The organism is Kocuria dechangensis, assembly GCF_014636775.1.
Taxonomy (GTDB): Bacteria; Actinomycetota; Actinomycetes; order Actinomycetales; family Micrococcaceae; genus Kocuria; species Kocuria dechangensis.
Window position 1 is genome coordinate 143,395 of record NZ_BMEQ01000001.1, and the last position, 12,896, is coordinate 156,290.

General features: G+C 72.0%; 13 protein-coding genes. 9 read left to right on the plus strand and 4 right to left on the minus strand.

What is annotated here, in order from left to right; all coding sequences use genetic code 11:
• The first annotated feature begins 4 nt into the window (after positions 1–4).
• The 7 genes from IEW07_RS00595 to IEW07_RS00625 are packed head-to-tail and all read left to right on the plus strand — an operon-like array spanning position 5 to position 6,347.
• On the plus strand, positions 5–1,351 hold the full coding sequence (locus tag IEW07_RS00595) for a hypothetical protein (RefSeq protein ID WP_188533893.1): 1,347 nt from the start codon (positions 5–7) through the stop codon (positions 1,349–1,351).
• Positions 1,348–2,058: a spherulation-specific family 4 protein gene (locus tag IEW07_RS00600; RefSeq protein ID WP_188533894.1), complete on the plus strand. Its 711-nt coding sequence runs from the start codon at positions 1,348–1,350 to the stop codon at positions 2,056–2,058. Before IEW07_RS00595 ends, IEW07_RS00600 begins: the two co-directional genes overlap by 4 nt.
• 54 nt (positions 2,059–2,112) lie before the next feature.
• Positions 2,113–2,628 carry a hypothetical protein gene (locus IEW07_RS00605; protein WP_229741464.1) on the plus strand — a complete coding sequence of 172 codons (516 nt, stop codon included), beginning with the start codon at positions 2,113–2,115 and terminating at the stop codon, positions 2,626–2,628.
• Between the two features lie 54 nt (positions 2,629–2,682).
• Complete coding sequence (locus IEW07_RS00610) at positions 2,683–3,519, plus strand: exodeoxyribonuclease III (RefSeq protein ID WP_188533896.1); 837 nt, start codon at positions 2,683–2,685, stop codon at positions 3,517–3,519.
• A 45-nt stretch (positions 3,520–3,564) separates the two neighbouring features.
• A complete protein-coding gene (gene trpS / locus IEW07_RS00615) occupies positions 3,565–4,629 on the plus strand; it encodes a tryptophan--tRNA ligase (protein WP_188533897.1) in 1,065 nt (354 codons plus the stop codon).
• A gap of 28 nt (positions 4,630–4,657) precedes the next feature.
• Positions 4,658–5,221 carry a 2'-5' RNA ligase family protein gene (locus IEW07_RS00620; protein WP_188533898.1) on the plus strand — a complete coding sequence of 188 codons (564 nt, stop codon included), beginning with the start codon at positions 4,658–4,660 and terminating at the stop codon, positions 5,219–5,221.
• Positions 5,222–5,231: 10 nt separating this feature from the next.
• Positions 5,232–6,347 carry a YihY/virulence factor BrkB family protein gene (locus IEW07_RS00625; RefSeq protein ID WP_188533899.1) on the plus strand — a complete coding sequence of 372 codons (1,116 nt, stop codon included), beginning with the start codon at positions 5,232–5,234 and terminating at the stop codon, positions 6,345–6,347.
• Between the two features lie 107 nt (positions 6,348–6,454).
• Here the strand turns inward: IEW07_RS00625 and IEW07_RS00630 are convergent, their stop codons facing one another.
• From IEW07_RS00630 to sdhC, 4 genes are all read right to left on the minus strand, one after another.
• On the minus strand, positions 6,455–7,420 hold the full coding sequence (locus tag IEW07_RS00630; RefSeq protein ID WP_229741465.1) for a succinate dehydrogenase iron-sulfur subunit: 966 nt from the start codon (positions 7,418–7,420) through the stop codon (positions 6,455–6,457).
• The gene (gene sdhA, locus IEW07_RS00635; protein WP_188533900.1) at positions 7,420–9,171 is read right to left on the minus strand and encodes a succinate dehydrogenase flavoprotein subunit; all 1,752 of its coding nucleotides are present in this window, start codon (positions 9,169–9,171) and stop codon (positions 7,420–7,422) included. The genes IEW07_RS00630 and sdhA overlap by 1 nt, the downstream gene beginning before the upstream one ends.
• Before the next feature lie 111 nt (positions 9,172–9,282).
• Positions 9,283–9,771, minus strand: a complete 489-nt coding sequence (locus IEW07_RS00640) for a succinate dehydrogenase/fumarate reductase transmembrane subunit (RefSeq protein ID WP_188533901.1) — start codon at positions 9,769–9,771, stop codon at positions 9,283–9,285.
• Positions 9,772–9,774: 3 nt separating this feature from the next.
• Positions 9,775–10,155 carry a succinate dehydrogenase, cytochrome b556 subunit gene (gene sdhC / locus IEW07_RS00645; protein ID WP_188533902.1) on the minus strand — a complete coding sequence of 127 codons (381 nt, stop codon included), beginning with the start codon at positions 10,153–10,155 and terminating at the stop codon, positions 9,775–9,777.
• A 260-nt stretch (positions 10,156–10,415) separates the two neighbouring features.
• Here sdhC and IEW07_RS00650 point away from each other — a divergent pair, with 260 nt between their 5' ends.
• Entirely contained in the window at positions 10,416–11,531 is a 1,116-nt protein-coding gene (locus IEW07_RS00650; protein ID WP_229741466.1) for a mannose-1-phosphate guanylyltransferase, read from the plus strand.
• 39 nt (positions 11,532–11,570) lie between these two features.
• Complete coding sequence (locus IEW07_RS00655) at positions 11,571–12,830, plus strand: amidohydrolase (RefSeq protein WP_188533904.1); 1,260 nt, start codon at positions 11,571–11,573, stop codon at positions 12,828–12,830.
• The last annotated feature ends 66 nt before the right edge of the window (positions 12,831–12,896 follow it).

The window sequence follows — 12,896 nt, forward strand, 5'->3', positions numbered from 1 at the left end:
AACGATGGAAACCAGCAGGCTGCCCCGGCCGGAGGACGGGCCCTTCGCGGCCCGCACCGTGCCGGGCGAGTTCGACCTCGACGGGGGGCAGGTCGTCGACCTCTTCGACGCCGCCGCCCGGATCGAGTCCCGCGGCTACAGCGACCGGTCCGTGCACCGCAAGTACGGCTACGACTCGGTCTTCGACCTCGCCGGGGACGTCGTCACCAGCGGCCCCCGGCACCGCGCCGAGGTCGTCGCGACACCGGTCGCGTACTCCCTGACCAAGGCGTGGCTGCGTGCGGCGCTGCTCGTGATGGGCGCCGTGCTCGCCGCCCTGGTCCAGGCCCAGCTCGGCGCCGGCTCCTTCGAGATGATCGCCGCCGGCTGCTCGGGCTGGATCCTCGGCCAGGCCGTCGCCGGCATCACCTGGTACCGGCTGCGCTTCGACGCGAAGGAACGGGCCGCGCGCTACGGCGGCGTGGTCGCCCTCGTCTGCGCCGGAGCGGCCGTCGTGGGCGTGGGAGCCCTCCTGCTCACCGGTGCGCTGGGGGCGGCCGGCGTCGGCCTGATCCTCGGCTGGGTCGCCTACGCGCTCGCGGTGTCCCTGCTGACCGTGATGGACCGGGTCGCCGTGCCGCTGACCGTGATGGTGGTCGCCGTCGCCCTGCAGCTCACCACCTGGCTGATCGCGCCGCAGGCCGGCGCGGCCCCCGGCTGGCTCTCGGTGCTGCCGGCGCTGGCCGCCGTGACCGTGGTCACCGTCTACACCGTCCGCAGCGTCCTGGCGCACGAGGAGACGGGCAGCCCGGACCTGGCCGACCTCCGGGGGGTCTTCGTCCCCGTCGCGCAGTCGGTGCTCCTGGCGGCCGCGCTGGTGGTCGCCCTCTCCGCGGTCCCCGACAGCCACGGCACGGCCTTCGTAGCCACCGCCGTCCTGGTGGTCGCCTGCACCGATCCCGGGATCGTGGCCCTCCGGGGCCGGCTGTCGTGGTTCGCCCACCGCTCCACGTCCCTGCTGTGGTCGCGCCGCTTCGCCTGGAGCATGGCCTCCCTGGCGGTGCTGATGGTCGCGATGCTGGCCGCCGCGCTGGTGATCGTCATCGTGGAGGTGACGGGGGCGGAGCTGGAGCAGCTGACCACCACCCTGGTCGGCACCGTGGTGTTCTCCGTGCTGGCCACGCTCTCCTCCGTGCTCACCGCCTTCGGCGCCCAGTCCGAGGGGCTGTTCCCCGCGGTCCTCGCCCTCGCCGTGATGCTGGCGTTCGCCTCCCTGGCCGGAGGGGCGATCCTCCTGATCAGCGCTCTGGCGTGCCTCGCCGGCCTGGCCCTGCTCATCCACCAGTTCTCCGACGCCCGGGTCTTCTCGTGAGCGGACCCGCCCGGCCGCGGCCCGGCATCCCGTGGTACGCCCACCCGGCCGAGCACCCGGCCGCCTGGGAGCGCCTGGCCGCGGACCTCGCGGGGGCGGACGGGATCGACGACGGCTTCGTGGTGGTCAACGTCCACGACGGCCCGGGCGACGAGGACGACCCCTACTACGGCCCGGCCCTGGCCCGCCTGCGGGCGGCCGCGCCCGGGCTGCTGCTGCTGGGCTACGTCGACCTCGACTACGGCCGCCGGGACCTGGCCGCCGTGCTCCGGGACGCCTCGCACTGGCGGCGCCGCTACGGGATCCACGCCGTGATGCTGGACCGCTTCCCCTCGGGGCGCGAGCCCGGGGGCGCGGCGGCCGCCGCGCTGCGGGCGGTCGCCGCACTGCGCGCCGAGGGCTCCGGTCCCGTGGCGGGCAACCCCGGGGTCGTCCCCGTGCCCGAGCTCGCCCGGGCGCTGGACGTCACGTGCGAGTTCGAGGGCACCGGTCGCGACTACCTGCGGGAGGAGCGGGCGCTGTCCGGGACGCGCGGCAGCTGGCACCTGGTGCACAGCTGCACCGCCGAGGAGCTGCGGACGGTGACGGCCGCGGCGGCGCACCGGGCCGTGGACCACGTGTTCGTCACGGACGCCACGGAGCCGCACCCGTGGGGCGGCTACGCGGGCAGCGGCGCGCGGGACGCCGTGGAGCAGGTGCAGCGGTGAGGCGGCGGCCGGGCCGGTTCGTGGCCCGGCCGCGGATTTGAGACAATGGACCCCATGCGCTCCATCGGATCCTCGACCTCCTCAGCCCGCCCCGCCGCCGGGACCGGCAGCCGCACGCCCCTGTGGGGCACGGTGATCGGCATGGCCGTGCTCGTGGTCATCTTCGTGGTGGCCCTCCTGCAGGCCGCCAACGCGAACTCTCTGCTGGGCTGGGTGCTCGCGGGCATCGCCCTGGGCTGGCTCATGCTCGCCGTGTGGGTCGTGCTCATGGTGCGCAAGGCCGCCCGCTTCGGCCGCAGCCAGGTCGAGGAGGTCCAGCGGCGCGCCGGCCGCGCCCCCGCCGCCGCCCAGGGCGGGCCCGCCGGCTCGATGCGGGACGAGAAGCTCTCCCACAGCTTCCAGATCGTGCTGGTCCAGTCCAGGGTGCTCAAGCAGGAGCTCGCCGGCCTGCCCGCCGACGGCGTGGACCGGGAGGCGATCGACCGGGCCCTGGACACGATCGACATCACCGCGGGCAACGGCATGAGCATGCTGCGCGAGGAGCCGCTCAGCGGCACCGTCGTCGACTGAGCAGGCCCCCGCACGTCCCCCGTACGCCCCTCCCCGGAACAAGGTGCCCCCCGCATGACCCGCCCCCAGAACTGCCTGCGCGTCGCCACCGTCAACGTCAACGGCATCCGCGCCGCCTACAAGCGCGGCATGGCCGACTGGCTCGCGCAGCGCGACATCGACATCCTCTGCCTGCAGGAGGTGCGCGCCCCGGACGCGGTCGTCCGCGGGCTGCTCGACGAGCAGGTGTGGGACGTCCACCACGCCGAGGCCGCCGACAAGGGCCGGGCGGGGGTCGCCGTGGCGACCCGCCGCGACGCCCACGGCGGCGCCCTGCTGCCCGTCGCCCGGCGCGACTCCATCGGCCACGACCACTTCACCACCTCCGGACGGTGGGCCGAGACCGACCACGCCCTGCCCGACGGCAGCTCCCTCACCGTCGTCTCCGCGTACGTGCACTCCGGCGAGGTCGGCACGGCCCGCCAGGACGACAAGTACCGGTTCCTCGGCGTCATGGAGCAGCGGCTGCCCGAGCTCGCCCGGACGAGCGAGCACGTGCTCGTGGTGGGCGACCTCAACGTGGGCCACACCGAGCTCGACATCAAGAACTGGAAGGGCAACGTCAAGAACGCCGGGTTCCTCCCCGAGGAACGGGTGTACTTCGACCGGTTCTTCGGCGAGCACGGCTACAAGGACGTGGCCCGCGAGCTCGCCGGGCCGGTGCCGGGCCCCTACACGTGGTGGTCCTACCGTGGCAAGGCCTTCGACACCGACGCCGGGTGGCGCATCGACTACCACATGGCCACCCCCGGGCTGGCCGGGCGGGCGCTCACCGCTGTCGTGGACCGCGCCGCCACCTACGACACCCGCTTCTCCGACCACGCCCCCGTGGTGGTCGACTACCAGTTCTGACCCGCCCGTCCCGAGCGCACGACCGACCGAAGGATCCCAGAGACCGTGACTTCCGACCCCGCACCGTTCGACGTCCCCACCTCCTCCGGCAGGCCCCGGGTGGTCTCCGGCGTGCAGCCCTCGGCGGACTCCCTGCACCTCGGCAACTACGTGGGCGCGGTGCGCAACTGGGTGGACCTGCAGGACGACAACGAGTGCGTGTTCTTCGTGGCCGACCTGCACGCCATCACGGCCGAGCAGGACCCCGCCCGGCTGGCGGAGCGGACGCGGACCACCGTGGCCCAGTACATCGCGGCGGGCATCGACCCGGAGCGCTCCACGCTGCTGGTGCAGTCCCACGTCCCGGAGCACGCCCAGCTGGCGTGGGTGCTCAACTGCATCACGGGCTACGGCGAGGCCTCGCGGATGACCCAGTTCAAGGACAAGTCCGCCCGGCAGGGCGCCGAGAACGCCACGGTGGGACTGTTCACCTATCCCGTGCTGATGGCCGCGGACATCCTGGTCTACCAGGCCCACCAGGTGCCGGTGGGGGAGGACCAGCGGCAGCACCTCGAGCTGACCCGCAACCTGGCCCAGCGCTTCAACGCCCGCTTCGGGGACACCTTCGTGGTCCCCGACGCGAAGATCCTGGCGGAGTCCGCCAAGGTCTACGACCTGCAGCAGCCCACGGCCAAGATGTCCAAGTCCTCGGCCTCAGAGAACGGGCTGATCCGGCTGCTGGACCCCGCCAGGAAGAACGCGAAGAAGATCAAGTCGGCCGTCACCGACGACGGCACCGAGATCCGCTTCGACCGGGAGGCCAAGCCCGGGATCTCCAACCTGCTGACCATCTACTCCGCGCTCACCGGCCGCACGGTCGACGACATCGTGGCGGAGTACGAGGGGAAGATGTACGGGCACCTCAAGGTGGGCCTGGCCGAGGTCGTCACCGAGACGCTCGACCCCATCCAGGAGCGCGCCCAGGAGCTGCTGGACGATCCCGCGGAACTCGACCGCATCCTCGCCCGCGGCGCCGAGAAGGGGCGGGAGATCACCCGCCGCACCCTCGCCGCGGTCTACGACCGCATGGGCTTCCTCCCGCTCCTGGGCCGTGCCGGGGGGCTGGGCTAGGCTGGAGGCCGTTCCACGAGGAGTCGACGTGAGCAGAACCCAGCAGTCCCCCACCATCCGCCCCGGGCGGGTCTACGCAGGGGTGGTCATCGAGCTGCCCGAGCCCGTGGGCCGGGAGCTGCAGGACTGGCGCGCGTCCTTCGGGGACCCTGCCTCCTACGTCGTCCCCGCGCACATCACCCTCATGATCGCCCCCCAGCAGGCGAGCTGGGCGGAGGTCGTGGAGCGCGTCCGCTCGGTGGCGCGCGACTGGACCCCCTTCCGGCTCGAGATCAACGGCACCGGCACCTTCCGCCCCGTCACACCCGTGGTGTACCTGCGGATCGAGCAGGGCGAGGAGCAGTGCCGGGCCCTGCACGAGGCCCTGCACCAGGAGCGGCTCGTCTCCGCGTCCCCCTTCGACTTCCACCCCCACGTCACCATCGCCCAGTCGGTGGCGGAGGAGGACCTCGACCGCGCGCAGAGCCTCCTGCGCACCTACCGGGCGGGCTTCCTCGTCGACCGGATCGGGCTGTACGAGCTCGACGGCAACGGCGTGTGGCAGATCCGCGAGGAGTTCCCCTTCGAAGGGGGCGGCCGCGGGCGGAACTGAGCCGCTCCCCATGAGCACCAGCGCCCGCCCCCGCACCGGGCCCGCCCCGGAGATGCCGCCGCGGGCGGTGGACCGGCACGGGCTGCGCCGGGAGGCGCTGCGCCAGCGGGCGCTGCTGCGGCAGCGGCGCGACGAGGGGGCGGGGCCGGCGGCCGTCGCCGGATCGCTGCTGATGGTGGCGCTGTCCGAGCTCTTCCGCCGCCTGCCGGTGCGCGTGGTCAACCACTACCTCTTCCACGGCGGTCCGCTCATGGCGGCCGGGCTGTCCTTCGTCCTGATCTTCGCCTCCACCGCGCTGCTCGTGGTGGGCTTCTCCCTGATCGGCGTGTTCCTCGGCAACGACCCCGTCGTCCGGGACGCCGTGGTGGCAGCCGTGACCGCCCGCGTGCCCGGCCTGCTGGACACCGGCGCCGGGGGAGTGGTGCCCCTCGAGCTGCTCGAGGACACCCGCCCGTTCACGCTGGCCACCGCCATCGGCTCCGGCGTGCTGGTCCTCACGGGCTGGCGGTGGGTGGCCGGCATCCGCCTGGCCTTCCGCCGGCTCTTCGAGGTGCCGCCGGCGCGGGGCATGCCCATCGCGGCTGTGCCGCGCGACCTCCTGGCCCTGGGCACGCTGGGCGTGCTGCTGGCCCTGTCCGTGGTCGCCAACAGCGCCGCCTCCGGCCTGCTGGGCTTCCTCTTCGGCCTCGCCGCCGACGCCGGGTGGGGCGGCGGGCCGGCGTGGCTGGGGGAGGGCCTCACCTGGGCGCTGTCCACGCTGCTCGTGGTGGTGCTGGACGCCCTGTTCGCGCTCGAGCTGGTGCGCGGGGTGGCCGGTCTGCGCCTGACGCGCCGGGCCCTGGCGGTCACGGTCCTGGCCGCGGCCGCCGGCAACTTCCTGCTCCGGTACGTGGGCGGCACGGTCATCGCCGGCGCCACCGCCAACCCCTACCTGCTCTCCGCGGCCATCATCGTCGGCGTGCTCGTCTGGTTCTACCTGTTCAGCCAGGTCCTGCTCTTCTCCGCCGCCCTGGGGGCCGTCGTGCAGGCCGACCAGCACAACGGACAGGTGCACCCGGCAGGAGAGGCCGTGGCGATCACCGTGGTCCCGGCGTCCTCCCTGCCCCTCCGCCCCGAGGACCGCTGAGGACCGCCGGGGACCGTTGCCGAGGGGGCCGCCGGCGGACCTCCCGACGACGACGGCGGCCCGCCCCCAGCGCTGGGGGCGGGCCGCCGTCGTCGTCGGGAGGACGCTCACATGGAGCGGCTCAGGATCGCGTTCTTGACCTCGGCGATGGCCTTGGTGACCTGGATGCCGCGGGGGCAGGCCTCGGTGCAGTTGAAGGTCGTGCGGCAGCGCCACACGCCCTCCTTGTCGTTGAGGATCTCCAGGCGCAGGTCCCCGGCGTCGTCGCGCGAGTCGAAGATGAAGCGGTGCGCGTTGACGATGGCGGCCGGGCCGAAGTACTGGCCGTCGGTCCAGAACACGGGGCAGGACGACGTGCACGCGGCGCACAGGATGCACTTGGTGGTGTCGTCGAAGCGGGCCCGGTCCTCGGGGGACTGGTAGCGCTCCATGGTCGGCTCGTTGCCGCCGGCCACCAGGAAGGGCATGATCTCGCGGTAGGACTGGAAGAACGGCTCCATGTCCACGATCAGGTCCTTCTCGCACGGCAGGCCCTTGATGGGCTCGACCGTGATCGGCTTGTCCAGGTCCAGGTCCTTGAGCAGCACCTTGCAGGCGAGCCGGTTCTGGCCGTTGATCCGCATGGCGTCCGAGCCGCACACGCCGTGGGCGCAGGAGCGGCGGAAGGACAGCGAGCCGTCGATCTCCCACTTGACCTTGTGCAGGGCGTCGAGCACGCGGTCCGTGCCGTACATGGTCAGCTTGTACTCGTCCCAGCGGACCTCGTCCGAGACCTCCGGGTTGTACCGGCGGATCTGCAGGGTGACGTCGAACTGCGGGATCGCGCCGGCGCTGCCCTGCTTCTCGGGCAGCTCCACCCGCGAGGGGGCCTCGGCCTCCGCGTTGGCGGCCGCCGGGTCCTGGGCGCCCGAGGCGGTGTCCCGGGCGTCGACGGCCGGGGAGTCGGCGTCGGTCTTATAGCCGGCGCGCTCGTCCTGGCCCTGCCCCGGAGCGTGGCCGTGCTCGGGGGCACGGTCCTGCGGGTCGTCGTTGCGGCCGTTCTCCGGCCGGTCGGGGGTGTGTGCGGTGGACATCAGTACTTACGCTCCATGGGCTCGTAGCGGGTGAAGATGACGGGCTTCGTCTCCTGCCGGATCCCCGCGGTGGGGGACGACGGGTCGAGGTAGACCATCGAGTGCTTCATGAAGTTGGCGTCGTCGCGGTCCGGGAAGTCCTCCCGGAAGTGCCCGCCGCGCGACTCCTCGCGGTGCAGGGCCGCGACGGTCATGACCTTGGCCAGCTGCAGCAGGAAGCCGAGCTCCACGGCCTCCAGCAGGTCCAGGTTGAAGCGCTTGCCCTTGTCCTGGATCGAGATGTTCGCGTACCGGGCCTCGAGGGCGGCGATGTCGTCCAGCGCCGTCTGCAGGGTCTCGGCGGTGCGGAACACCTGGACGTTGAGGTCCATGGTGTCCTGCAGGTCCTTGCGGATGGCGGCCACCTTCTCGGTGCCGGTGCCGTTGCGGGCGTTGTCCAGCAGCGCCACGGTGCTGTCCAGGGCGGAGTCCGGGACGGGCACGAACTCGGCGCGCTGGGCGTACTCGGCCGCGTAGATGCCGGCGCGCTTGCCGAACACGTTGATGTCCAGCAGCGAGTTGGTGCCGAGGCGGTTCGAGCCGTGCACGGACACGCACGCCACCTCGCCGGCGGCGTACAGGCCCGGCACCACGGTGTCGTTGTCCTGGAGGACCTCGGCCTTGATGTTGGTCGGGATCCCGCCCATGGCGTAGTGGCAGGTCGGGAACACCGGGACGGGCTCCGTGTAGGGCTCCACGCCGAGGTAGGTGCGGGCGAACTCGGTGATGTCCGGCAGCTTGGCGTCGATGTGCGCCGGCTCCAGGTGCGTGAGGTCGAGCAGGACGTAGTCCTTGTTCGGCCCGGCGCCGCGGCCCTCGCGCACCTCGTTGGCCATGGAGCGGGCCACGATGTCGCGGGGGGCGAGGTCCTTGATGGTGGGGGCGTAGCGCTCCATGAAGCGCTCGCCGTCGGCGTTGCGCAGGATCCCGCCCTCGCCGCGGGCCGCCTCGGAGACGAGGATGCCCAGGCCGGCCAGGCCGGTCGGGTGGAACTGGATGAACTCCATGTCCTCCAGGGGCAGGCCGTTGCGGAACGCGATCGCCATGCCGTCACCGGTGAGGGTGTGGGCGTTGGAGGTGGTCTTGAAGACCTTGCCGGCCCCGCCGGAGGCGAAGATCACGGACTTGGCCTGGAAGACGTGCAGCTCGCCGGTGGCGAGGTCGTAGGAGACCACGCCGGCCACGCGCCGCTGGCCGTCGACCTCCGTCATGATGAGGTCCAGGACGTAGAACTCGTTGAAGAACTCCACGTTGTGCTTGATGCACGTCTGGTACAGGGTCTGGAGGATCATGTGGCCCGTGCGGTCCGCGGCGTAGCAGGCCCGGCGGACCGGGGCCTTGCCGTGGTCGCGGGTGTGGCCGCCGAAGCGGCGCTGGTCGATCTTGCCCTCGGGGGTGCGGTTGAAGGGCAGGCCCATCTTCTCGAGGTCGAGGACGGCGTCGATGGCCTCCTTGGCCATCACCTCGGCGGCGTCCTGGTCGACCAGGTAGTCACCGCCCTTGATGGTGTCGAACGTGTGCCACTCCCAGTTGTCCTCTTCGACATTGGCCAGCGCCGCGCACATTCCGCCCTGCGCCGCGCCGGTGTGGGAGCGGGTGGGGTACAGCTTGGTCAGGACGGCGGTGCGGGAGCGCTGGCCGGCCTCGATGGCGGCGCGCATCCCGGCGCCACCGGCACCCATGATGACCACGTCGTACTTGTGAACCTGCATACCGGTTGTTCTTTCTGTTCGTTGTTCAGGAGAAGTTCTCGGTGCCCCGGTCGTCGTCGACCGGACGGCAGAGGGCGGCCCGCCGCGTGACGGGCCGCCTCGGTCCGGGCCTCAGCCCGCGGTGCAGAAGGACGCCAGCAGGGCGGGGTCCGCGCCGACCGGGCAGGGCTCGAAGGTGAAGATCACCAGCGTGCCCAGCAGGATCACGAAGGCGGACGTGACGAAGAGGAAGACCTTCAGCCAGAAGCGGGTCCGATCCTTCTCCGCGTAGTCGTCGATGATCACGCGCAGGCCGTTGGTGCCGTGCAGCATCGCCAGCCACAGCAGCAGCAGGTCCCAGACCTGCCAGAACGGGTTCGCCCACTTGCCGCCCACGAAGCCGAAGTCGATGGCGTGGACGCCGCCCTCCTCGACGAGGAGGTTGACGTAGAGGTGCACGAAGACCAGCACGAGCAGGACGACGCCGGACAGGCGCATGAACAGCCACGCGAACATCTCGAAGTTGTTGCGGCGGGAGGAGGAGCGGTTGTACTTGACGCCGTTGACCTCCAGGTCCTTGCTCCGGGGGACCGAGATGCGTGCCTTAAGCGGAGTGCTCATTGATTAACCCCCGAAAACGTTGGAGAGGTGACGGATGAGGAACGGGATCATGACCACGAGCCAGAGGGCGAGCGCGCCCCACAGCAGCTGCTTCTGGTACCGGGTGCCCTGCTTCCAGAAGTCGACCAGGATGATGCGCAGGCCGTTGAAGGCGTGGTAGACGATGGCGGCCACCAGGCCGGCCTCGCCGAGCCCCATGATCGGGTTCTTGTAGGTCTCCATGACCGCGTTGTAGGCCTCGGGCGAGACCCGCACGAGCGCGGTGTCCAGGACGTGGACCAGAAGAAAGAAGAAGATGGCCACACCGGTGATGCGGTGGGCGACCCACGACCATTGGCCGTGTGCCTGACCGCGGTACAAGGTGCCCTTGGATGTCTTCGCCACTGAAAAACCTCCCTGAGTCGCTCGTCGTCGTGCGCTTCAGAAAAACCCGGAATTCGCACTGCGCACGACGGGAGCGGAGCCCTGATGGCTCTGTGTCGGATAATGCGCGAGTTCGCTTCCACGATACCAGCGCGGGGGCAGTTTGCTGACAGGCTGTCCCCGGGGGGAACGGCATGTCCGCCGTGGGCGGAGCCCCTCCCTCCGGCCCCCGGGGACGCGGTCCGGGCCCCTCGGGGGCCGAGGCCGTATTGTGGAGTCCTGTGACTTCCGCACTCGAGCACTTCCACCCCTTCATCCCCGCCGGCGGGGTCGGCTCCCGCCTGTGGCCGCTGTCCCGCGCCGACGCCCCGAAGTTCCTGCTGGACCTCACGGGCTCCGGCTCCTCCCTGCTGCGGGCGACCTACGACCGGCTGGCCGGGCTCAGCGCCGCCGGTGTGATGGTCGTCACCGGCCGGACCCACGCGGCCGCCGTGTGCGCCCAGCTGCCGGAGCTCTCCGGGCGGGACCTGGTGCTCGAGCCCTCGCCCAAGGACTCCGCCGCCGCGATTGGGCTCGCATGCATGCTCATCCAGCGCCGGGACCCCGAGGCGATCATCGGCTCCTTCGCCGCGGACCACGTCATCGAGCCCGCCGGCGCCTTCCAGGAGGTCGTCCGGGAGGCGGTCGCCGCGGCGGCGACCGGCCGGATCGTGACCATCGGCATCCCCCCGACCTCCCCGGCGACCGGCTTCGGCTACATCCGCGCCGGCGCCGCCCTGGGCCTCCCGGACGCCCCGCACGCGGTGCAGGTCGAGGAGTTCGTGGAGAAGCCCGACGAGGAGACCGCGCGCGCCTACGTGGCCGGCGGCGACTACACGTGGAACGCCGGCATGTTCGTGGCCCCCGCGTCCCTGATGCTGCGCCACCTCGCCGCGAGCGAGCCGGAGCTGTACGCCGGCCTCACCGAGATCGTGGAGGCCTGGGGCACCCTCGCCCAGGACGAGGTCGTGGACCGGGTCTGGCCCGGCCTGCCCAAGACGGCGATCGACTACGCGGTGGCGGAGCCCGCCGCGGCGGCGGGGGACGTCGCCATGGTGCCCGCGACCTTCACGTGGGACGACGTCGGGGACTTCGCGGCGATCAGCCGGCTCAACCGCGTCGACCCGGAGAGCGACTCCGACGTCGCGGTGCTGGGCCGGAACAGCCGCGTCCTCGCCGACAGCTCCACCGGCATCGTCGTGTCCGACACGGGCCGGCTGATCGCCCTCATCGGCGTGCAGGACATCGTCGTCGTCGACACCCCGGACGCCCTGCTGGTGACGACCCGCGAGCACGCCCAGCGCGTCAAGGACGCCGTGAACTCCCTCAAGCTGAGCGGCGACACGGACGTCCTGTGACGGTCCGGGGCCTCCCCGGCCCCGGAGTATCCTGGGCAGATGTCTGACGCCCCCTCCGCCACCGCCTCCCTGGAGGCGGGTCTCCCGCCGGCCATCGGCCCCCTGCTCAAGCGGTTCCTCCCGGATCTCGTCTCCTTCCGCCGGGACCTGCACCGCCACCCGGAGCTGTCCTACCAGGAGTTCCGGACCACGGACCGGATCGTGTCGGCGCTGGAGAACATGGGCCTGAGCCCCAAGCGGCTCACCGACACCGGGTGCTACGTGGACATCGGGCACGGGCCGATCGCGGTGGGCCTGCGGGCGGACATCGACGCCCTGCCCATCCAGGAGGACACCGGCCTGGACTACTCCTCCGTCAACGACGGCGTGGCGCACGCCTGCGGCCACGACATCCACACCACCGTGATGGTCGGCGTCGCCAAGGTGCTCGCCGACCTGCACCGCACCGCCCACATCGCGGGCACGGTGCGGATCGTGTTCCAGCCCGCCGAGGAGCAGCTGCCCGGCGGCGCCCTCACGGTGCTGCGCCAGGGCGTGCTGGAGGGCGTGCCGCGGATGTTCGCCCTGCACTGCGAGCCCAAGGTGGACGTGGGGCAGGTGGGCACCCGCATCGGGGCCATCACCTCGGCCTCGGACACCGTGCGGATCGAGCTCGCCGGCCGCGGCGGGCACACCTCCCGCCCGCACCTCACCGAGGACCTCGTGTACGCCATGGCCCAGATCGCCGTGAACGTCCCCGCCGTGCTCTCCCGCCGGATCGACGTCCGCTCCGGCGTGGCCGTCGTCTGGGGCCAGATGCACGCCGGGGTGGCCCCCAACGCCATCCCCGCCACCGGGTACATGTCCGGGACCATGCGCTGCCTCGACGCCGACGCCTGGCACCGCTCGGGCCGGCTGCTCGACGAGGTCGTGGAGCAGGTCGCGGCGCCCTACAACGTGGACGTGACCCTCGAGCACATCCGGGGCGTGCCGCCGGTGGTCAACGGCGAGGTCGAGACCACCCTGATCGAGAACGCCGCGCGCGCCGAGCTCGGCGAGGACGCCGTGGTCCTGGTCCACCAGTCGATGGGCGGGGAGGACTTCGCGTGGTTCCTGCAGGAGGTCCCGGGCGCCATGATGCGCCTGGGCACGCGGACCCGCGGGGGGCACACCTACGACCTGCACCAGTCGGACTACATCGCCGACGAGGCGGCCATCGGCTGCGGCGTGCAGGTCATGGCCTCCACGGCGCTGCGCGCCATCCGGCTGCACGCCCGCGAGACCAGCGCCACGGACGCCCCCGACGTGAGCGCGAATTGACGCCGATGTTCCCCGGCGCGCGGACTACCCGTGGGTAGAATGACTCAACGTCGCACGCCCCCGCGT